The organism is Bifidobacterium oedipodis, assembly GCF_012932425.1.
Taxonomy (GTDB): Bacteria; Actinomycetota; Actinomycetes; order Actinomycetales; family Bifidobacteriaceae; genus Bifidobacterium; species Bifidobacterium oedipodis.
Genome location: NZ_JAAIII010000001.1, coordinates 308,218 through 328,987 on the forward strand (window position 1 = coordinate 308,218; position 20,770 = coordinate 328,987).

A 20,770-nucleotide genomic window follows, 5' to 3' on the forward strand; every position below is an offset into this window, starting at 1 on the left:
GGGTACCGCGTGCAGCTGGGCCGTTGCATGCAGTTGCAGTCATTTCCGGCCGATGGAAACGACTGCACGCCTTGCGGTCTGCCTTATGATTCAGCGTCCGAGCTCCAGCCGAGTTCGGCACTAATACGATCGGCGGCGGCGCGCACGATGGGGCCGATTTGCTTCATACGGCGCGGCGGCATTACCTGCACCATACCGGAGACGGATATCGCACCGGCCACCTTGCCAGAGGCGTCATGGATGGGGGAGGCCACACAGCGGATGCCGGGTTCGTTCTCTTCTAAATCGTAGGAGAATCCCTGTTCGGCGTATACGCTCATGGCTTTCAGAAAGGCGCGGATTGATGCGAAGTCGTGCAGCGGCTGGCGCTCCATACGCTCGCGGTCGCTCTCATACTGTTCCTGCCAGCGGTCGGGGGAGTCAAGCAGCAGCGCCTTGCCGATGCCGGTGTAGGTCAATGGCATGCGCAAGCCGGGCCAAGAGCGGATTTCGACATTGCGGCTGCCGCGCACCTTGTCAAGATACAGGCATTCGCCGTTGTCTTCCACGGCGAGGTGAATGGTGTCCTTGACCTCTTCGGCGAGATCGAGCAGAATCGGGCGAGCGACGGACTGCAACGATACGGCGTCACGTGCCTGGAACCCCAGTTCGATTAATGCCGGCCCGAGTGCTATGGTGCCTTCGGCGGTGTCGCGCAGGAACCGTTCGCCACGCAGAGCCTGGATCAGCCGGTGTGCGGTGGAGCGTGATAGGTCCGTGGCTGCGACCACGTCGGAGAGGTTCGTGGCACCGTGGGCGACGGCTTGCAGCACGGCAAGACCGTTGACCAGTGTCTGTGTGCCGGGAATGACTGCCGTGTCGTTATTCATGGGTTTCATGGTAACTCACCTTTGAGCTTGCGATTGTGCTGCGGCGCAGTTGTGCTGAGACACAGTTAGACCGTGGCGTATAGGCCATGGTGCAGCAGGTGCGATTGCATTGTGCGTAATACGGAAAAATCCCCTCCGCCCAAAGGGGAGGGGATTCAATGCGGCTTACTGGAAATGGGCCAGATCCTCTTGCAGTGCACGCACATAGGAGAATGTATCTCCCGCAACGGCCACGAAGTTCGCGCCCCACGAGAAGTATCGCTTGGCGGTTTCGGGGTCGAAGGCAAGCGAGCCGATGGCCTTGCCATGCTTGCGAATCACCTCGAAGGCATGGTGCACCTGGTCCTCGATGGCGGCGGCATCATCCGGATGCCCCAGCGAGGCGGACAGGTCTGCCGGGCCGATGAAAATCGCGTCATAACCGGGCACGGCCGCGATTTCCTCGATATTATCGAGAGCCTCCTTCGACTCGACCTGCAGGATCAGGCAGATCTCGTTCTTGGCGTCGCGCATGTAGTCGGGAATCAGACCCCAACGGCCGGAGCGGGCGATAACGCCGCCCACGCCTCGAATGCCTTCGGGGGCATAGTTCACGGCCTTGACCATGAGCTCGGCCTCTTCGGCGGTGTTGACCATGGGAATCAGCAGCGTCTGCGCGCCCAAATCAAGAACCTGCTTGATCAGCACCGGATCGGCGGCGGCCGGGCGCACCACCGGGGTGGTGGGGTAGCCGTGCGTGGCACGCAGCTGGCTAAGCAGAGTGTTCAGATCATTCGGTCCGTGCTCACCGTCGATAAGCAGCCAATCGTAGCCGATCTCAGCTGCAATCTCGATCGAAGTGGCCGAACCCATGGCGATCCATAGGCCCTTGAGCTGGCTGTCGGGATTCTTGATCGCCTCTTTGAACGCGTTATGGGGCAATGCAACCATAATTCACTTCCGTTTTAGTGCTGGAACGGGCGCTCGAGCGGGCAATCGCGGTTGAGTTCCACGCCGAAGCCGGGCTTGTCGAGCTGTTCGGCGGTCATAATGCCGCCTTCGGGCACGGGTTCGCCCACGAGCACCGGGTCGAACTGCGGGCGCAGGGAGTCCGCGTGCGGGGAGGTCATCAGGAATTCGCTGAACGGGGTGTTCGTGAACGTGATAACCGCATGGTGCGAGTACACCGACGAGCCGTGGGGCACCACGAGCTGGCCGCGCGACTTGGCGATGGCCGCGATCTCGCACAGGGAGGTCACGCCGCCGCACCAGCCGACATCGGGCTGCAGAATGTCCACGCCCGCGTCGGAGAGCTCCTTGAAGCCTTCGATGGTGCCGGTGTGCTCGCCGGTGGTCATCAGCATGCCGGCGGGCATGTTCTTCTTGAGCTGACGGTAGGACTCGATCTGGTTCGGAGGGAAGCACTCCTCGATCCATTTGAGCTTGTAGGGGGCCGCCGCATGCGCCAGCTTGGTGGCGTAGTTGACGGTCTGGCTCATCCAGCAGTCGAACATCAGCCAGAACTTGTCGCCGACCTTCTCGCGCATATCGGCGAGCATGGCGATATCCTTTTCGATGCCTTCGTCGTCGTCTGCCGGGCCCCAGTGGGTCGGCATCTTGCCGCCGATGAAGCCCATCTTCTGGGCAAGATCGGGTCGGGCGCCGGTGGCGTAGAAATGAATGGTATCGCGCACGGCACCGCCGAGCAGCTTGTAGACGGGCAGATTCAGTACCTTGCCGTAGAGGTCCCACAGCGCCAGATCCACGCAGGAGATGGTGTTGATCACCACGCCACCGCCACCGGAATAGAACAGGGTGGAGTTGAGCATCTGGTCATGGATGAGCTTGATCTGGTCGACGCGCTTGCCCTCGACGAAGCGGGACAGGTGATGCTCGACGATGAAGCAGCCGGGGTTGCCGGCGGTCGAGATGGCGAAGCCGGTGGTTCCGTCGGAGGCCTCGACTTCGACTACCAGCGTGCCGAGCACGTTGATGCCGAAGGATTGGCGGGACTGCTTGTATTCCTCGTACTTCGACATCGGGGTGGCGATGTGGTCGTCGATCCAGTGGTCCTTGCCCTGATCGTGGTAGTCGCCACCGCCCTGACCGTGCACCTTGGCGGCGGCGCCGCCCATGGAGTAGGCACGGATGTGGGTGATGGTTGGCAGTTTCAGCGATGGTGCTAATGCCATATCAATCCTCTTTGAGTGCGTATGGATGGAACAATCACCAGTGTATCCATAGTTGAAATACCATCCCAAATATAGGGATATGCTGTGGCGGCGAGTACACTTACTGGATGAATCAGTGTCCGCACAAGGCAGTCGGAGGGAACAACACCATGACCGCAAACCAATACAACTTCAACGGCAAAGTCGTTATCGTCACAGGTGGCGGCACCGGCATCGGCCGCGCCATCACCCGCGGCTTTCTCGACAACGGCGCCACCGTCGTGGCGGTGGGCATGAGGCCTGGGCCGTTGGAGGAAACCGTCGCAGGTTACGAGCGCGGTCATACGCACATCACCGATGTGTCCAAGCACGACCAGGTCGCCGAACTCGTCAAATCCGTAGCCGACGAATTCGGCCACATCGACGTCGTGGTCTCCAACGCCGGCATCTTCGAAGGCGGTGAAATCGAACACGTCTCCGACGAGGTATGGCACAAGCTCTTCTCCGTGAATATGGACGGCCTGTTCTACCTCACCAAGGAAACCCTGCCCTACCTCAAGCAATCCAAGGGCAACATCGTCGTCGACACCTCGGTTTCCGGCCTCTTCGGCGACTGGGGCCAGACCGCCTACAACTCCACCAAGCACGCCATGAACGGCTTCGTGCGCTGCGTGGCCCTCGACTACGGCGCCTACGGCGTACGTGTCAACGCCTTCGCCCCCGCCTTCATCGAAACCGACATCAACAAAGAAGTCTGGAGCGACCCCGAGCGCCTCAAGCCCTACGTCGAACGCGTGGCCCTCGGCCGCACCGGCAAACCCGAAGACTGCGCCGACCTCGCACTCTTCCTCGCCTCCGACGGCGCGAAATACTTGACCGGCCTCGTGGTGCCCGTCGATGGCGGCACCACTGCGGCCACCGGGCAGGGGCGCAATAGTTACGAAAACGACACCCGTTCAGTCTTGTGAATCGGCGGAGGCGGCGCGTCTTGAACACCGCGTAACCACTCGACGTACCTTCGTACGACTTCGGGTTACGCGGCGTTCAAGCCGCGCGCGTCCTGCGCCGATTCGACAATGAGAGGCGGCGCGTCTCAGGCACCGCACAACCGCTCGACGTACTTTTGTACGACTTCGGGTTACGCGGCGTTCAAGACGCGCGCGTCCTGCGCCGATTCGGGGCGTGTGTTGGTTGACATAGGTGCAAGTACACAGACAAAGGAGTCCGTATGACATTAGGTGAGGATTATCAGGAGACGGTGCCGGGGCGCCTCTACACCATCGTTCCGGAGACGCCCGATCGGGCGGCGGCACCACGCGCATTCATCGACACGCATGTGCACCTGATGACCGTGGCGCTCTACTCATGGTTCAACCCCAGCAAAGCACCCACCTTCGAAGGGCCATGGGATCCACTGTTCCTTGCAGGCGACTACACCGCCGAATCGCTGACGGAGGAGCTGGCCGGATCTAAAGCATCAGTGGTCGGTGCGGTACACATTCAAGCCAACGCCGACGATCCGGTGGCCGAAGTCGCCGAAGTGCAGCACATGAGCGAGCGTTCCGGCCTGCCAGTGATGATCGTAGCCGGAGGCGACCTGAGCGCGCCGAACATCGAAGCGACACTGGAAGCCGAAGCCGAATACGCGAACGTGCGAGGCTTCCGCCAGAACCTCAACATGCACACCCATCCGCTCTACCAATACGTTGACAAACCCTATATGGATGACCCCAACTGGCTGCGAGGTCTCGGTCTGCTCAAACGCCACGAGATGAGCTTCGACATGCAGCTGTACCCCACCCAATTCATGCGGGCGGCCGAAGTCATCGACGAGCATCCCGATACGCTGTTCATCATCAACCATGCTGGTATGTGGGCCGATCGCAACCTCGAAGGCTGGCGACTGTGGAAGAACGGTCTGATTGAACTGGGCAAGCGTGACAACTGCGTGATCAAAATCTCCGGCTTGCCTTCGATGGACCACTATTGGACCGTCGAATCAATCAAACCGGCCATCTACACCGTGCTTGATGTCTTCGGTGCAGAGCGAACCATGTTCGCATCGAACTTCCCCGTAGACAAGCTGCACTGTTCGCTAGCGGATCTCGTGCACGCCTACGAACGCTGCGTCGAAGATCTGTCACGTTCGGAACGCGACGCACTATTCGTCAACAATGCGCGACGCTACTACCGGTTCTGATCGAATAATGGGGCGATGCTATAAAACCGATTTCATAACGTCAAAATGCTGACTGCTGGCAACAAACTATGCACTCCATGAAACTCGCGGTTGAATAGAGTCATCAGCCATCGAACGATGGCAAGTGAACAGCGAAAGGAAGTCATCACCATGACATTCGATATGAGCAAGTTCTCACTGGAAGGCAAAGTGGCACTTGTTACCGGTGCCTCCTATGGTATCGGTTTCGGCATCGCCTCCGCCTTCGCAGCCGCCGGCGCAAAAATCGCCTTCAACGACATCAACGAAGCCGCTGTCGAACGCGGCATGGCCGCCTACAAGGAAGCCGGCATCGATGCCAAGGGCTACGTGGCCGACGTCACCGACGAAGCCGCCGTCAACCAGCTCATCGCCGACATCGAACAGGACTTCGGTACCAGCCCGGACATCCTCGTCAACAACGCCGGCATCATCAAGCGCATCCCCATGCTTGAAATGTCCGCCGACGACTGGCGCAAGGTCATCGACATCGACCTGACCGGCCCCTTCATCGTCTCCAAGGCCGTCATCCCCGGCATGATCAAGAAGGGCCACGGCAAGATCATCAACATCTGCTCCATGATGAGCGAACTCGGCCGCGAAACCGTCTCCGCCTACGCGGCAGCCAAGGGCGGTCTCAAGATGCTCACCCGCAACATCTGCTCCGAATACGGCGAGCACAACATCCAGTGCAACGCCATCGGCCCCGGCTACATCGCCACCCCGCAAACCGCTCCGTTGCGCGAACGCCAGCCCGACGGCTCCCGTCACCCCTTCGACGCCTTCATCGTCGCCAAGACCCCGGCCGCCCGTTGGGGCACCCCCGAGGATCTGCAAGGCCCGGCCGTGTTCCTCGCCTCCGACGCCTCCGACTTCGTCAACGGCCTCGTGCTGTACGTTGATGGCGGCATTCTGGCGTACATCGGCAAGCAACCCCAGTAAGTAAATCACGCGATGATGGAGCGCCTTCTGCGTTGCGGAAGGCTCGACGTACCTTCGTACGCCTTCGCCTTCCGCGCCTTGAAGTCGCACGCATCATCACGTGATTTACTGCGTAATCAATGATTATTAATGATTTCACTGTTAGCAGTAAAGGAAATGGATTAATGCGTATTGCACTGATCAATGAGAATTCGCAGAATGCGAAGAACGACCTGATTTTCGACGCACTGAAGAAGGTCGTCGAACCCAAGGGTTTTGAAGTCGACAACTACGGCATGTACTCCGCCGAAGGCTCCGCTCCACTCACCTACGTGCAGAACGGCATCCTCGCCGCAGCCCTGCTCAACACCGGTGCGGCCGACTTCGTGGTCACCGGCTGCGGCACCGGCGAAGGCGCCATGCTGGCCCTCAACTCCTTCCCAGGCGTGATCTGCGGTCACGTCGAAGATCCGCTCGACGCCTACACCTTCGCCCAGATCAACGACGGCAACGCCATGGCCATTCCCTTCGCCCTGAAGAACGGCTGGGGCCAGGAACTGCAGCTCAAGTACATCTTCGAGCAGATGTGGCTTGAGGAGCCGGGCTCCGGCTACCCCAAGGAGCGCGTCGTTCCCGAACAGCGCAACAAGAAGATTCTCGACGGCGTGCGTGCCGCCGCCTACCGCCCGCTCGTCGACATCTACAAGGATCTCGACCCCGAGCTGGTCAAGGGTGCGTTCGCCGGCGAACATTTCAAGGAACTGTTCGAAGCCCACGCCGCCGACGGTGAAATCAAGGACTACGTACTGTCCCTGATCGACTAATCGCGTTCTGCTTTTTTGTTGTGTGTGGTAAAGGCCGCGCAGATTCCGTGAGGAGTCCGCGCGGCCTTTACATTACCGATATATGTTGTGCGAGGCTCTGCGTGATATCGGGCTGCGCTACCCACGAACCGCCGCAATCATGCCTGCATTACGGCCAGCGATAGTGCCGACTTCGTTGTATGCCTGCTGAAAGTAGTGATAGCGATCCTTCATCAACCCACGTGCCCGCATGGTATGCAGTTCATCGCACACCAGATGTACATCCGGCAGTTCGTCGGCCAACTCTAGCTGCGCTTGACGGATAGAAGCATAATCACGTGCATCCGGACCGTTGTATTCACCAATGGCGACAAGGAAACACGCCTCAATGCCATGCTCGCGCATACGATCCATCAAATGCCGGAAGCGAATCTTGTATTCCTCAGAAGACATGCCCCTGTCCCCATCGGTCTCGCCCTGGCACCAAAGCGTATACCGGTGCCGGAAAACAATGTCGTGCTTCGCGGCATACTGCTGCACCCGATCGCACCGGCGGATTGCGTCATCCAGCAGATCACCCTTGTCGCCATGCCATTGTGTGATGGACGATCCACCCTTGCTTGCGGAAACGGCGATAATTGGCATGCCCGCAGCCGGTACATAGGCGTTGGCGAAGGCGGTGACCATGGAACCGGTTTTCTTGCCCGGTTCATAGATGCCATTCGGATCATTCTCATTCACGCCGAACGGTTCGCGAATATCATGCAGATGATCAGGATCGGTAATCGCGCGGTATTCATAGCCGATACCCGGCAGTGGTTCTGCGGCCGGTTCAGGCCAGCGTTCGGAAGTAATGCCGCGCCCCGCCATATTGGACTGCCCCATGCACATCATCAGATCGAATACACGTTCCATTGTCGCTCCCATTGCCGTACGGTGGTCGGCGGTGTGCCGGCGCCACTGTCAACACTACCGTTACTGTGGCTTTCGTGAGGATGCCGCGTCACAATTTGCCGTTGTATGCAGGTATGCAAACTGCATGTTGGAGACGCCATCGGTGTTGGCGAGATTTGCCGTCGTGCGTAGGGCGGGCGGTGAGATAAGGAAGTTGGCCGGCGGGAAAAGAATGCGTGAATCGCGTGCGGCGGTGTGGCGTGATGATGGATTGCGAAGAAGATGATGAAGAGTTCGGTGGTACACTGACCGACTGTGATGTTCGCGGCTGCATCGAGCCGTTTGTCTATAAGCGTTCCGAAGGAGGGACTGATATGTTTGAGACGATCATCTACGCGTTCGGCGATAGCATCGTCAACGGCCATGTGTATCCGCAACAGGGGAGTGTGGAACGCGTCGCTGCGGCGATTGGCGGCTGTCGTGTAATCAAGATGGCACGCAACGGTGCCACCATCTGCTCTACGCCATTGCATAGCGCGGATCTGGGCGGGCAGATCCTGAAACAGACCGAAGAGGTTCCTGCAGACTCGCCTGCGCCCGACGTCATCGTATTCGATGGTCTGACCAATGATGTGCATCAAGGATTTCTGCGTGACCATCCGGGTGAACTGACCGCGCCAGGCGAATTTGACCCCTCCCGATTCGCCCCCGACACCTACGCCGGTTGCTTCGAATCGACCATTGCCGAATTTCGTCGCTGCTGGCCGAATGCGGCGATTGTCTATCTTGCCGTGCATAAGAATGGCGCCCAAAGCTTCGACGATCAGATGCATGCCCGCCGTTTGGCGTTGGGCGCCTGTGAAAAATGGGGTGTTGTTGTGGCGGATGTATGGGCGGACTCCGATCTCGACACTCGACGGGATGAAGACCGCGTGAAGTATTCCTTCGACGCGTTGGGTAACGACGGTCTACCGGGCACTCCCGAAACCATCACCTATGATCATCCCGATAGGCAGCCGAGCGGAACCCATCCGAATTTCCCCGCTATCGACAGGTTCTACACTCCGGTGGTGGCAAGGGTATTGACCTCGATGATGCATGTAGGCCGCTGATTCTCTAAACGGCGGTATTCCGCCGTTTCTATCCCGTTTTGGTTGCGTTTGGCGTGGAATGCGACACGCTAAAGTTGCGTGGATTCGATTCGTTGACATTCTAGTAAATACGTATCGAGTAAATGCGTATCGATAAAAGAATGATCATCATGCCTAACGGAGTGCATGGTTGTTTTCTGGAGGCGGCGAAGATGTCGCTCAGGGAAAGGAAATCGATGACAAAGCAACAATGTGCGCGGAGCTTCGGCAATCGCGCCGGTTGCGGCTCTAACAGCCGCAGCGTCTGGTATGAAGGAGGCGAATCGTGAGCGCTGCAAGTGAATTCGCCGTGCTGCTCAAGAATCGCGGCAAGGCAAAGGACAAGGCCACGGATACCAAGCCGGCTCTGGGCTTTCTCGCCCCTTGGCTCATCGGTGCGGTGTGCCTGACCTTCGTTCCCATGGTGATCTCGCTGTATCTGTCGCTGACCAAATACAACATGCTCACCAGCCCGAAGTTCGTCGGACTGCAGAATTATGCGACTCTTCTGCAGGACACGCGTTATCTGCAATCCCTGAAAGTCACCTTCAGCTACGTGATCATCTCGGTGCCGCTACAGCTGATCGCCGCACTCGCGCTGGCTGTGGTGCTTGACCGGGGCATGAGGGGATTGACCTTCTACCGCTCGGCCTTCTACCTGCCTTCCATGCTGGGTGGCTCCGTGGCCATCGCGGTGCTGTGGAAGATGGTCTTCGGTTCCGATGGTCTGTTCAACCAGGCATTGGGACTGTTCGGTTTGGATGTCACCCAGTCGTGGATCGCGAACACCGCCACTGCGAACGGCACCCTGATGGTGCTGCATATCTGGCAGTTCGGTTCGCCGATGGTGATCTTCCTGGCCGGTCTTCGCCAGATTCCGCGTGAGCTGTACGAGGCTGCCAGTGTGGACGGTGCCGGAAAGTGGCGTCAGTTCCTGTCGATCACATTGCCGATGCTCAGCCCGATCATCTTCTTCAATCTGGTGATGAGCATCATCAACAGCTTCCAGACCTTCACCCAGGCGTTCGTCGTCTCCGGCGGCACCGGCGGCCCCAATGACGCGACGCTGTTCTACACACTGTATCTGTACATGCAGGGCTTCGGATCGATGAAGATGGGCTATGCCGCCGCCATGGCATGGATTCTCGTGATCATCGTCGCCGTGCTGACCGTAATCAATTTCGCTCTCTCGAAGTATTGGGTGCACTACGATGACTAATGCAACAATCGCCGCCGACGCAGTCTCGGCCCAGTCCATTCCCGTCCATGAGGACCATAAGGTTCGCAGGATCGTCCTGCAGGCCATCAAGCAGATCGTGGTGCTCGCCTTCGCGCTGCTGATGCTCTATCCCATCCTGTGGATGGTCGCCTCCAGCCTGAGGAAGCCCTCCGAGATCTTCACCAACATGGGTCTGTGGGTTTCCGACCCGCAATGGCACAATTACGTGGACGGCTGGAACGCGCTGAGCTACAGCTTCGGCAAGTACTTCCTCAACTCGTTCATCATCGTCGCCTTCGCCATCGTGGGCAACATCCTTACCTGCTCGATGGCGGCCTACGCCTTCGCCCGCCTCAACTTCAAGTTCCGCGGCCTGATGTTCGGATTCATGCTGCTGATGCTGATGATCCCGGTGCACGTGGTGATCATTCCGCAGTACATCATCTGGAACAATCTGAGCCTGATCAACACCTATGTGCCGCTGATCCTGCCGAAGTTCCTGGCGATGGACGGCTTCTTCACCTTCCTGTTCTACCAGTTCATCCGCGGTCTTCCGCGAGACCTCGACGAAGCCGCCAAAATCGACGGCGCCGGCCACATCCGCATCTTCTTCCAGGGGCTGCTTCCGTTGATGAAGCCCGCCATCGGCACCACCGCCGTGTTCACCTTCATGTGGACATTCAACGACTTCTTCAGCCAGCTGATCTATCTGACCGATCCGGCCAAATACACGGTGCCGATCGCGTTGAGGAACTTCATCGATGCGACCAGCCAGTCGAGCTACGGCCCGATGTTCGCCATGAGCGTGCTGTCCATCATCCCGCTGTTCATCGTGTTCTGCTTCGGCCAGAAATATCTGGTGGAAGGCATTGCCACCACTGGAGGAAAGTGAGGTAGGGAAGGATCCGACGCGAGCGGTGGAACGGAACGACGAAGTGGTGTTTCGCATCCGTGCGGCGTCATCAAGCAACGGAACGCGCTGAGCGTTCGACAACCAGCCGGCGAAAGCCGATAACCCAAATCAATAATAAGGAGTCAACCATGAAGTCCATGAAGAAGTGGATCACCGCAGCCGCTGCCGTCGCAGCCGCCTCGATGGCGCTGGCCGGATGCGCGGGAGGCACGTCCGTAACTGGCGGAGCCGAAGTGAAGGCCTCGGACGAAGACGTCACCATCCGCATCAGCTGGTGGGGATCCGACACCCGCGTCCAGATCACCGAGGATGCCATCAAGGCGTTCGAGAAGGAGCACTCCAACATCAATGTCGAGACCACCTACAACGACTGGTCCGGCTATTGGGACAAGCTCGCCACCGAGAACGCCGGCAAGAACGCGCCCGACGTGATGCAGATGGACGAGCTCTACCTCGCCTCGTACGCCTCGCAGGGTTCGCTGCTCGATTTGGACAAGACCAGCGAGTATCTGAAGCTCGACGGCATGGACGAATCATTGAAGGACATGGGCAAAGTGGACGGCACGCAGTACGCCGCCCCGATCTCGTCCACCGCCTTCGGCGTGGTGATCAACAATGACGTCGTGGAAAAGCTGGGATTGACCGTTCCGGACACCTCCGCATGGACATGGGATGACCTCATCGCCTTCGCCAAGCAGGTCGTGCAGGCTTCGAACGGCGAGACCGTGGGCATCGCGCCGCTGAACAACGGCATGACCCTGCAGCTGTGGGCGCGCCAGCAAGGTGAGAATCTCTTCACGGACGGCAAGGTCTCCATTTCGGAGGATGCGCTGGCATCGTACCTGCAAATGGCCTATGACTGGACCCATGGCGATGATCCGATCGCCGGCACGCCGGACCATCAGGCCGAACAGGCCTCCGGAACCCTGGACCAGTCCGACTTCGCCACCAACAAGCAGGCGATGATCTTCACGCAGTCCACCCAGATCAGCACCTATGCCAAGGCTGCCGGCACAGACAACATGACCCTGGTGCCCATGCCGAACGACGATCCCTCCAACAAGTACGGCTATCTCAAGCCCGGTATGTATTGGGCGGTGTCCTCGCAGTCCAAGCATCCGGCCGAGGCTGCCATGCTGGTCGACTATCTGCTGAACAACGAAGAGGTCGGCAAGACCCTTGGCACCGACCGCGGCATTCCCTCCAACAACTCGATTCGCGAGATCCTCGCCGAGACCTCCACCGGTACCGACAAGCAGGCTCTGGACTTCCCCGCCCAGATTGAGGACACCCTCGGCGATGCCCCGTCCATCACCCCCAATGGTGCCTCCGATCTCGATAAGATCATCGCTCGCTACAACCAGAAGGTGATGTTCGGCGAGCAGTCGGCCGCCGATGCTGCCAAGGCCATGATCAGCGAGCTCAACACGGCAATCGCATCCGCCTGATGCATGAACTCCTGGGGTGGGATCACGGCAACCATGGTCCCGCCCCAGTGCCATCAAACATCCACCTGTGAATCTATCCGGCCAGCGGAGCCCGAAACGGCGAAGGAGACGATAGCATGAATTTCACCGATCGCATCGTGAATCCACCTGAACCGAGCCTCTCCCAACAGGAGAGTGCTGCCAGGCCCTTGACTGGGATTCGTCTGTTCGGCCATCTGGTATGCGCGTATCCATGGGTGCTGGTCAAACTCAATGTGCTGTTCGTCATCTCCTGCATTCCCATCGTCACCATTCCGGTTGCGTTGGCGGCGATGACCGATGTGCTGGGCATGGTGGCCGAGCGTCGCATGGTGTTCGTCTGGCGCGACTATCGGTCCGCATGGAGGAAGCTGTGGAAGCGCGCATACGTCGTCGGAGCGCCATACTGCGTGACGATGCTGGTTGCAGTGATCGGTGTGCGCTTTTATCTTGGCCTCGATTCATCGATGGGCGTCGCTTTCGCGGGAATCTGCGCGATATTCACGGTATGGGGATTCGTGGCAGGCGCGTATGTGTTCGCCATGGTTTCGGGCACTGCATTGCGGGCCTCACAGGTATGGCGTAACGCGGCACTGCTGGTGATGGCGAGATTCCAGTCCAGTCTGCTGGTTGTGGTGTTCGATGTGGTCGTACTGGCGGTGGGTGTCGTGCTGCTGCCGTGGACGATTGCTGTTCTTCCTTTGTTCGGATTGAGCCTGATTGGACTTGCGGGCACGGTGATGTCCAAAGAAGGTATGGCTGCGTTGGTGCTGAGATAGCCGACGTTGTTTTGATTTGTATGTTCTTTCAAGTTATGAGGATAAAACCATGTTGATTGATGCCAGCGCCATCATTGAAACGGATGGACGTTCCCCGTCGGTGTGCGTCGCTGCCGCCGATGTGCGTCGCGATCTGGCCGCGGTATGTGGATTCGCCGATGATACGCGCGAAAACAGCGCGACGGCGGATGTCGTACGCATCGCATTGAAGGATGATTCGTTCCCCTGTGAAGGCATGTTCCGCATCACTGCCGATGCCGAGAACCGAACGTTGGCTATTTCGGCAGGCGACGATTTCGGATTCATCTACGGCCTGTACCACATCAGCCGCGAGCTGCTGGGCGTGCCCGATCTATGGTTCTGGATGGATTGGCGGCCGCCCCATGCTGGTGCGGTCGAAGTTCCGGACGATTACCGCTTCGAATCGCAACCCTTCGCGGTTGCCGAGCGTGGATGGTTCGTCAACGATGAAGTGTTGCTGATGGGATGGTCTTTGGACAATGATCCCGACCTGCCATGGCAGATGGTGTTTGAGGCGTTGCTGCGTTGCGGCGGCAATATGGTCATCCCCGGAACCGGCAACAACTCCGCCAGACATGCCGTCGCCGCTGTAGCCCGAGGCCTCAAAATCGCGCAGCATCACGCGGAACCGTTGGGCGCGCGCCTGTTCTCATCCGCCTATCCCGACTTCAACCCTTCCTGGGACGAGCATAAGGATCTGTTCATCGGATTATGGAGGGAATCATTGGCGGCGCATGCCGGGCAGCATGTGATTTGGAACGTGGGATTCCGCGGTCAAGGCGATTCCCCGTTCTGGTGCGCGGACCCCTCCTATGACACCGACGAGAAGCGCGGCGCACTGATGAGCGAGATCATCCGTCTCCAGCGTGCGATGGTGTTGGAATCCGATCCTGCCGCACGCTGCTGCGTCTACTTGTATGGCGAGACCTTGGAACTGTATCGCCAAGGCATGCTCAATCTGCCGGATGACGTGATCAAAATCTGGTCCGACAACGGCTTCGGACGCATGGTCACCCGTCGTCAAGGCAATCACAATCCGCGCGTCGACGCCATGCCCAACCCAAACGACCATGGCGCGCAGGGCATCTACTATCACGCTTCGTTCTACGATCTGCAGGCCGCCAACCATATCACCACGCTGCCCAACCAGCCGGCGCATATCATCCGCGAGTTGGGTGCCGTGTTGGCTCGTGGCGGAGATGCGTTCTGGGTCGTCAATTCGTCGAACGTCAAACCGCATGCGTATTACCTCGACCTGATCGCACGACTATGGCGTGGGGGAGCGCCCGCACAGGCGGCGGCTGCCGATACCGATTGCGCGCGGAACGCCATCGACCCCGCGTGCCAATCCATTGCCGATCAACAGACATGGGATTTTGCGGCCACCTATTACGGCGAATCCGATGCGTGCATGGTGGCCGGGGCCTATCAGGCGTATTTCGATGCGGCTGTACCCTTCGGCGAGCATTGGGACGAGCATGCGGCGGAACAGTATTTCAATCATGGGCCGCGTGAACTGATCACCCAGTTCATGCGCGACCGCACGGCTCCATGCTCCGACCTCATCTGGGCGACCGGAGAAAGGCCATTGATCGAACAGATCGGCATCGTCGACAAGGCAGCCGTTTCAGGCATGGAACGCTACGACACGTTGGGGAAACGCAATATCGCCACCGCAGACGGCATGACGGATCACGCGGCGCGATTGTTTGACGATTCCATTGCACTGCATACGCGTATCTACGCCCATTGCTGCAAAGCCACCCATCTGGTGTGCGAGGCGTTGCGCGACGGTTTGCAATCCGAATGGCAGCAGGCGTTCTGGCATGCCGGATTGGCCCGCAGGGAATTCCAACGGGCACGCAAGGCGATGCTGTCGCGCGAGCATGGCAGGTGGCATGGCTTCTACGCCAACGAGTGCCTGACCGACGTGGCGCAAAGCGCATGGGTCGTGTCTGGTTTGATGGCGTTCCTGCGCACCATGGGCGACGGGCCGCATTTCTACCAGTGGCAGCGCGACTTCATCTATAGTCGTGAGGAGGCGAAGGTCACCACACTGCTCAATCTGGAGAATCATCTGACCGATGACGAGCTGTTTGACGCCATGCTCGTCAAATGGGAGGATGCCGGAACCGAGGCCATGTACAGACGCGTTGACTAGAATGTGGCTGATACGTATCGACCAAAAGGTGGGGTGAACACGATATGTCGACGGGAACTCGCGGCAAAGCGACCAGTAGGGATGTCGCCAAGCTGGCCGGTGTCGCGCAAAGCACGGTGTCGTACTACATGAACGGCAGCAGGCCGGTGTCGAATGACGCCCGTGCGCGTATCGAACGGGCGATGGCCACGCTGGACTACCATCCGAATTCCAGTGCGCGTACGTTGCGCACACAACGTACGAATCTCATCACCCTTATCGAACGGTTGGATTATTCTTCGGATGCTTCAGACGTGGCACCATATCTGACCTCCATCATCGAAGAGGCCTACCGGCAAGGCTACGACGTGATCCTCAACACCACCAAAGCCGATCCCGACAGTCTGCGCCGCATGGACGGGCGCAACATCTGCGACGGATTCATCCTGATGGATATCAAGCAGCATGATGAACGTATCCCCGTGGCGGCCCAGATCGGTTTGCCTACGGTGGTGTTCGGTAAGACTGATGATGATCACGGGCTAGACGTCATCTACTTCGATTATGAAAGTGCTGGTGTTGTCATCGCGGATTATCTGGCCGGATTCGGTCATGGTGCCGTGCTGTTCTTGGATGAGGAACCGTCGGAGACCAGCGAGTACATCCTGTTTCCGAGTATGTACGCGACATTGCGGGAGCGTTGCGCCGGCCACGGCATGTCGTTCGATGTCATGGCGTTTGATCGTGACCATGTGCAGTCCGCGATGGATGCGGTCTGCGAGCATATTCCCGACCGGCTGGCGGTGATCACCCGTCAGCCGCGTGCGACCAAGGATTGCATGGATGCCTTGGCCAGGCGGAATCTGAAGCCCGGCCGTGATCTGACATTGATCAGTATCTGCCCTGATTCCAAAATCGATTCGTTCGACGTTCATCCGTCGAACCTCTCGCAGCGTCCTCGGGAGATTTCGATGCAGGCCGTACACATGCTGATCGATCGCATCGAGCACCCGAACCGACCGCAACAGGTCGTCGCCGTGCGATCCGACCACGTCACCACGCGAGACACCACCGTCGATTTCCGCGGCGCCAACGCACCGGCGGTCTGATTCACACGCCGATCATATGCATAACCGATGGCGTCGCATCCATACGCAATAGATACAACGGAGAGACAGACATGGTTGAACCGACGTCCGAATCTATAAACATGTTCGATGCGTGCGTCACCGACACGACGCTTACCGTGTATTGGGATAGACCTGAGCATCTTGGAGCGGACACCGAATACACGGTGATGGTGGACGGAGCCGATGCCGCGCACGTTCGCCATACCTTTGCCACCATCACGGGATTGCTGCCGGAACACGAGTATCGGGTAACCGTATGCGTGAGGGAAAATACGTCGGGCGAAACGCGAATCGTGGGCGAACGTCGGTTCGTTACGGAATGCACCAAGCGAGATATTGATGTGTCCCTGCCGCCGTACAACGCCGTGGGCGACGGCCACACCATGAACACCGCTGCCATTCAGCAGGCATTGGACGACTGCGATGCCACCTCGCGCGTCGTCATTCCCGCAGGTGTGTTCCTTACCGGAGCATTGCGCATGCATTCAGACAGCGAACTACATGTGCTTGCCGGCGGCGTGCTGCAAGGATCCGCACGACCACAGGATTATGAGCCGCGCATTTGGAGCCGTTTCGAAGGCACGGAATGCGAATGCTACGCAAGCCTGATCAATATCGGCTATCTCGACCATGAATCCGCCCCCACCACCCGTAATGTGCGTTTGTCCGGTGACGGTGAAATCCGCGGCGGGGGAGTGGCACTGATGCGTGCCACCATTGAGCGTGAACGCAAGCTGATGGCCGACAGGCTGGAGACCATGGCCGATTACATCGCCACATGCGAGAATTCGGATACGATTCCCGGCCGGGTGCGAGGCCGGCTGGTCAATATTTCGAACGCCGAGAATGTCGAACTGTCCGGATTGACCTTTTCGCAGGGCCCCAGTTGGAACATCCATGCCATTTACTCACGGCGCATCATTACGCATGGGGCAACCATCCGCTCCCGCGGCGTGTGGAACGGCGACGGATGGGATCCGGACTCCAGCGAGGATTGTGTGCTCTTCGACACCCTTTTTGACACTGGCGACGATATGGTAGCCATCAAATCCGGCAAGAATCCGGAAGGTAACGCCATCAACCGTCCGACTCGCCACGTGCGCATTTTCTCCTGCACAGCTACGGGAGGCCACGGCATCGCCATCGGATCGGAGATGAGCGGCGGTGTCGAAGACGTACGCGTGTGGGACACGGACATCTCCCGATCCCGTTATGGCATCCACATCAAGGGCACGCCCAAACGCGGTGGTTACGTGCGCGACGTGCGCGTAATGGACTGCGCGGTATCCGCCATCACTATTCACGCCGTCGGCTACAACGACGATGGCATCGCCGGTCCGGATCAGCCGTATTTCGAAGACTTCCGTTTCGAACGACTGCGTGTGATGGGCTGGCGATGGGGTGAGAACGGTGACGTATGCCCCAGCGTTGCGATAATGGTCAAAGGCTTTGACAAGCCGGGGCATGAAGCACACAACATTACGATCAAAGATTGCCGGCTCGGCGGCGTTGAACACGGCAGCGCTCGTATCGAGTTGTGTGATTGCGCTGACGTACGTTTCGAAGGTTTGTGCGCAGGCAGCAGTCCGGTTACCGACGTGGATCATTCCTTTACGTCCGCTGAATAGTCACTGTTGTTGCACGATTTTGTTGCCATAGGTTGTTTGCAAAAACAACGTGTGGCAACAAAAGGATTTTTAGGTATTGACTTTTTCTAACATATGAGTTATGAACGCAGAGCAGCTTACTTCTGAATATTCCTCAACCTCGGCTCCTAAGGACGCCTGCGCCGACGTGCGTGCCGACCTGCCCGCCGACAACGGCGGTTTCATCCGCACCTGTGGTGACGGCTTCGGCAAGGACCATGACTATATCGCCGAATTGCCCGAAAAGTCCGGTCGCGACACCATCTTCCTCGCCAAAGGCGATATGGTGTGCGTCGCAGCCCGTGCCATCAAGGCAGGTGAAACGGTTGAGGTGGACGGCAATGACCCCGTCACCGTGCTCGAAGACGTGCCGCGAGGCCACAAGATTGCACTTGTTGACGTGCCCGAAGGCGAGAACGTCATCAAATACGGTTTCGCCATCGGCCGTGCCAAGCAGCCCATCAAACGCGGCGAATGGGTGCACACCCACAACATCGCCACCAACCTCGGCGCAAACCTCGAATATACCTACGAGCCTACCGACGACACGGTCAAGCCAGGTCAGCCCACCATGACCTTCCAAGGCTATCGTCGCTCCAACGGCAAAGTCGGCATCCGCAACGACCTGTACATCGTGCCCACCGTCGGCTGCATCTCCGGCCTTGTTGCCACCATGGCGCGCATGTTCACCGCCCGCCACAATGGCAACGGCAACTTCGACTCCGTAATTGTGGCCCGCCACCCCTACGGCTGCTCGCAGCTCGGAGGCGACCTCGAATGGACCCAGAACACACTGCGCGGCATCGTCGAGCATCCGAACGCAGGCGGCGTGCTCGTCGTCGGCCTCGGCTGCGAAAACAACCAGATGGCACTGTTCAAAGCCGGACTCGAAGGCATTGACGAAACCCGCGTCAAAACCATGATCTGCCAGGATGAGCCGGACGAATTCGACCGCGCTGCAGACCTGCTCGAAGAACTCAACGAAGCCGCCAAAAACGACCACCGCGAGCCCATCCCCATGAACGAGCTCAAAGTCGGCGTCGAATGCGGCGGTTCCGACGGCATGAGCGGCATCACCGCCAACCCCATGGTCGGACGCTTCGCCGAATGGCTTGTCAGCCAAGGCGGCTCCGTCGTGCTCTCCGAAGTGCCCGAAATGTTCGGTGCCGAAACCGTGCTCATGAGCCAAGCACGCGACGAAGGCGTGTTCCACGACATCGTCGACCTGATCAACAACTTCAAAGGCCACTTCCGCAAATACGGCGAAATCATCTCCGACAATCCCTCGCCGGGCAACAAGGCTGGCGGCATCACCACTCTCGAAGACAAGTCGCTTGGTTGCATCCGCAAGGGTGGCAAGTGTGAAGTCGAAGACGTGATCCTCTACGGCCACCGCATCAAGCGCAACGGCCTGTCCCTTATGCAGACGCCGGGCAACGACATGGTTTCCACCACCGCCAAGGGCTCCGCCGGCTGCAACCTCATCCTCTTCACCACCGGCCGCGGCACCCCGTTCGGCTGCTTCGTACCCACCATCAAAGTCGCCACCAACACGCCCCTCGCCGAAAAGAAGAAGCGCTGGATCGACTTCAACGCCGGCCGTCTGCTCGACGAGCCCGCCTCCGTGGTCGACGAAGATTTCCGCAAGCTGGTGCTGGAGGTTGTCAACGGGCGACGGACCAATAACGAGAAGAATGCGATGCAGGAGACGGTCATCTTCAAAGACGGTCCCACCGAATAATCCGCACGGATGGCGCGTTATCGGGCTTAGCCGAAGCTCGACGTATACATATACGCCTTCGTTTCGGCACGCTCCGATACCGCGCGCAGCCGTACGGCTTATTCGGCAAGCCGAATAACGTTCACAAACGGAGCGTCCTCGCACTTTCTCTCAGCTCGACGTATGTCAATACGCCTTCGTTTCGAGACGTGCGAGGACACACGCGTTTGCAAACGTTATTGCATAACGCGTGCCGGCAAAGGTGGAATGTAAATGTGGGCAACGTGATGTGAAGTTTGCGGATGGCGAGTAGGTTGTCATCTGGAAACTTTTTCAATGGTTGTATTGAAAGGACGCATAACATGCCGCTGCCCATTGCGCCGGAGGATTCCGGCTACGATCACGCCCATGCCGTCGAACTGGCCAAAGCCGCCGGCGTCACCGACGCCGAACTCGCCGAAGCCGAAGCCTTCGCCGAAGAACTCGAAGCTCACCACGCCTGGGGGCTGCCCTTCAACGGATACTGCAACGCAGCCGGCTACGGCTACGTGTGGGAGCCGACCATGGGCGTGGCCCAGGACGGATGGGACTCACATGCCGCGTTCCTCACGCTCAGCCGTGGCGCGCAAACCGCCGTGGTCTACGACAGCCTTGAGCGCGGCCACGACATCGACCGCGAATCCGCCCGCCAGTTTTTGAAGCACGAGCGTGGCATCATCATCCACGCTAACCAGCCGTACTAAACAACGCC

At 58.9% G+C, this 20,770-nt stretch carries 18 protein-coding genes; 14 read left to right on the forward strand and 4 right to left on the reverse strand.

Going from position 1 to position 20,770, the window contains the following annotated elements; all coding sequences use genetic code 11:
* Window positions 1–83: 83 nt before the first annotated feature.
* From G1C95_RS01270 to rhmD, 3 genes are all read right to left on the reverse strand, one after another.
* Complete coding sequence (locus G1C95_RS01270) at window positions 84–878, reverse strand: IclR family transcriptional regulator (RefSeq protein ID WP_205832651.1); 795 nt, start codon at window positions 876–878, stop codon at window positions 84–86.
* Window positions 879–1,034: 156 nt separating this feature from the next.
* The gene (locus G1C95_RS01275; RefSeq protein ID WP_169171125.1) at window positions 1,035–1,799 is read right to left on the reverse strand and encodes an HpcH/HpaI aldolase family protein; all 765 of its coding nucleotides are present in this window, start codon (window positions 1,797–1,799) and stop codon (window positions 1,035–1,037) included.
* 14 nt (window positions 1,800–1,813) lie between these two features.
* Window positions 1,814–3,040 (reverse strand): L-rhamnonate dehydratase, encoded by a 1,227-nt coding sequence (gene rhmD / locus G1C95_RS01280; RefSeq protein ID WP_205832652.1) that lies wholly within the window; start codon window positions 3,038–3,040, stop codon window positions 1,814–1,816.
* Window positions 3,041–3,189: 149 nt separating this feature from the next.
* Between rhmD and G1C95_RS01285 the strand changes: the two genes are divergently transcribed.
* From G1C95_RS01285 to G1C95_RS01300, 4 genes are all read left to right on the forward strand, one after another.
* A complete protein-coding gene (locus G1C95_RS01285) occupies window positions 3,190–3,987 on the forward strand; it encodes an SDR family NAD(P)-dependent oxidoreductase (RefSeq protein ID WP_169171126.1) in 798 nt (265 codons plus the stop codon).
* Between the two features lie 260 nt (window positions 3,988–4,247).
* Window positions 4,248–5,219 carry an amidohydrolase family protein gene (locus G1C95_RS01290; protein WP_169171127.1) on the forward strand — a complete coding sequence of 324 codons (972 nt, stop codon included), beginning with the start codon at window positions 4,248–4,250 and terminating at the stop codon, window positions 5,217–5,219.
* 150 nt (window positions 5,220–5,369) lie between these two features.
* On the forward strand, window positions 5,370–6,179 hold the full coding sequence (locus G1C95_RS01295; RefSeq protein ID WP_277348152.1) for a gluconate 5-dehydrogenase: 810 nt from the start codon (window positions 5,370–5,372) through the stop codon (window positions 6,177–6,179).
* A 164-nt stretch (window positions 6,180–6,343) separates the two neighbouring features.
* On the forward strand, window positions 6,344–6,982 hold the full coding sequence (locus G1C95_RS01300) for an RpiB/LacA/LacB family sugar-phosphate isomerase (RefSeq protein WP_169171128.1): 639 nt from the start codon (window positions 6,344–6,346) through the stop codon (window positions 6,980–6,982).
* Between the two features lie 117 nt (window positions 6,983–7,099).
* On the opposite strand, the gene G1C95_RS01305 is transcribed toward G1C95_RS01300, so the two are convergent.
* Window positions 7,100–7,876, reverse strand: coding sequence for a sialate O-acetylesterase (locus G1C95_RS01305; protein ID WP_205832653.1), 777 nt, complete (start codon window positions 7,874–7,876; stop codon window positions 7,100–7,102).
* Window positions 7,877–8,229: 353 nt separating this feature from the next.
* On the opposite strand from G1C95_RS01305, the gene G1C95_RS01310 reads away from it, so the two are divergent.
* From G1C95_RS01310 to G1C95_RS01355, 10 genes are all read left to right on the forward strand, one after another.
* The gene (locus G1C95_RS01310; RefSeq protein ID WP_169171130.1) at window positions 8,230–8,967 is read left to right on the forward strand and encodes an SGNH/GDSL hydrolase family protein; all 738 of its coding nucleotides are present in this window, start codon (window positions 8,230–8,232) and stop codon (window positions 8,965–8,967) included.
* A gap of 304 nt (window positions 8,968–9,271) precedes the next feature.
* Window positions 9,272–10,204 carry a carbohydrate ABC transporter permease gene (locus G1C95_RS01315; RefSeq protein WP_169171131.1) on the forward strand — a complete coding sequence of 311 codons (933 nt, stop codon included), beginning with the start codon at window positions 9,272–9,274 and terminating at the stop codon, window positions 10,202–10,204.
* On the forward strand, window positions 10,197–11,096 hold the full coding sequence (locus tag G1C95_RS01320) for a carbohydrate ABC transporter permease (protein ID WP_169171132.1): 900 nt from the start codon (window positions 10,197–10,199) through the stop codon (window positions 11,094–11,096). Before G1C95_RS01315 ends, G1C95_RS01320 begins: the two co-directional genes overlap by 8 nt.
* Before the next feature lie 149 nt (window positions 11,097–11,245).
* Entirely contained in the window at window positions 11,246–12,565 is a 1,320-nt protein-coding gene (locus G1C95_RS01325) for an ABC transporter substrate-binding protein (RefSeq protein WP_169171133.1), read from the forward strand.
* A gap of 116 nt (window positions 12,566–12,681) precedes the next feature.
* Entirely contained in the window at window positions 12,682–13,362 is a 681-nt protein-coding gene (locus G1C95_RS01330; protein WP_169171134.1) for a DUF624 domain-containing protein, read from the forward strand.
* 49 nt (window positions 13,363–13,411) lie between these two features.
* The gene (locus tag G1C95_RS01335) at window positions 13,412–15,544 is read left to right on the forward strand and encodes a glycosyl hydrolase 115 family protein (protein WP_169171135.1); all 2,133 of its coding nucleotides are present in this window, start codon (window positions 13,412–13,414) and stop codon (window positions 15,542–15,544) included.
* 44 nt (window positions 15,545–15,588) lie between these two features.
* The gene (locus G1C95_RS01340) at window positions 15,589–16,632 is read left to right on the forward strand and encodes a LacI family DNA-binding transcriptional regulator (protein WP_169171136.1); all 1,044 of its coding nucleotides are present in this window, start codon (window positions 15,589–15,591) and stop codon (window positions 16,630–16,632) included.
* A 71-nt stretch (window positions 16,633–16,703) separates the two neighbouring features.
* On the forward strand, window positions 16,704–18,281 hold the full coding sequence (locus G1C95_RS01345; RefSeq protein ID WP_169171137.1) for a glycosyl hydrolase family 28 protein: 1,578 nt from the start codon (window positions 16,704–16,706) through the stop codon (window positions 18,279–18,281).
* A 100-nt stretch (window positions 18,282–18,381) separates the two neighbouring features.
* Window positions 18,382–20,040, forward strand: coding sequence for a UxaA family hydrolase (locus G1C95_RS01350; protein ID WP_169171138.1), 1,659 nt, complete (start codon window positions 18,382–18,384; stop codon window positions 20,038–20,040).
* Between the two features lie 341 nt (window positions 20,041–20,381).
* Window positions 20,382–20,762: a glycerophosphodiester phosphodiesterase gene (locus G1C95_RS01355; RefSeq protein WP_169171139.1), complete on the forward strand. Its 381-nt coding sequence runs from the start codon at window positions 20,382–20,384 to the stop codon at window positions 20,760–20,762.
* The last annotated feature ends 8 nt before the right edge of the window (window positions 20,763–20,770 follow it).

Excerpts from the sequence above, each read along its gene's own strand:
- G1C95_RS01295 (WP_277348152.1), top strand. The coding sequence starts at position 5,370 with ATGACATTCGATATGAGCAAGTTCTCACTGGAAGGCAAAGTGGCACTT.
- G1C95_RS01325 (WP_169171133.1), top strand. The coding sequence starts at position 11,246 with ATGAAGTCCATGAAGAAGTGGATCACCGCAGCCGCTGCCGTCGCAGCC.
- G1C95_RS01350 (WP_169171138.1), top strand. The coding sequence starts at position 18,382 with ATGAACGCAGAGCAGCTTACTTCTGAATATTCCTCAACCTCGGCTCCT.
- G1C95_RS01345 (WP_169171137.1), top strand. The coding sequence starts at position 16,704 with ATGGTTGAACCGACGTCCGAATCTATAAACATGTTCGATGCGTGCGTC.
- G1C95_RS01300 (WP_169171128.1), top strand. The coding sequence starts at position 6,344 with ATGCGTATTGCACTGATCAATGAGAATTCGCAGAATGCGAAGAACGAC.
- G1C95_RS01285 (WP_169171126.1), top strand. The coding sequence starts at position 3,190 with ATGACCGCAAACCAATACAACTTCAACGGCAAAGTCGTTATCGTCACA.
- G1C95_RS01320 (WP_169171132.1), top strand. The coding sequence starts at position 10,197 with ATGACTAATGCAACAATCGCCGCCGACGCAGTCTCGGCCCAGTCCATT.
- G1C95_RS01355 (WP_169171139.1), top strand. The coding sequence starts at position 20,382 with ATGCCGCTGCCCATTGCGCCGGAGGATTCCGGCTACGATCACGCCCAT.
- G1C95_RS01340 (WP_169171136.1), top strand. The coding sequence starts at position 15,589 with ATGTCGACGGGAACTCGCGGCAAAGCGACCAGTAGGGATGTCGCCAAG.
- G1C95_RS01335 (WP_169171135.1), top strand. The coding sequence starts at position 13,412 with ATGTTGATTGATGCCAGCGCCATCATTGAAACGGATGGACGTTCCCCG.
- G1C95_RS01330 (WP_169171134.1), top strand. The coding sequence starts at position 12,682 with ATGAATTTCACCGATCGCATCGTGAATCCACCTGAACCGAGCCTCTCC.
- rhmD (WP_205832652.1), bottom strand. The coding sequence starts at position 3,040 with ATGGCATTAGCACCATCGCTGAAACTGCCAACCATCACCCACATCCGT.
- G1C95_RS01310 (WP_169171130.1), top strand. The coding sequence starts at position 8,230 with ATGTTTGAGACGATCATCTACGCGTTCGGCGATAGCATCGTCAACGGC.
- G1C95_RS01275 (WP_169171125.1), bottom strand. The coding sequence starts at position 1,799 with ATGGTTGCATTGCCCCATAACGCGTTCAAAGAGGCGATCAAGAATCCC.
- G1C95_RS01290 (WP_169171127.1), top strand. The coding sequence starts at position 4,248 with ATGACATTAGGTGAGGATTATCAGGAGACGGTGCCGGGGCGCCTCTAC.
- G1C95_RS01305 (WP_205832653.1), bottom strand. The coding sequence starts at position 7,876 with ATGGAACGTGTATTCGATCTGATGATGTGCATGGGGCAGTCCAATATG.
- G1C95_RS01270 (WP_205832651.1), bottom strand. The coding sequence starts at position 878 with ATGAAACCCATGAATAACGACACGGCAGTCATTCCCGGCACACAGACA.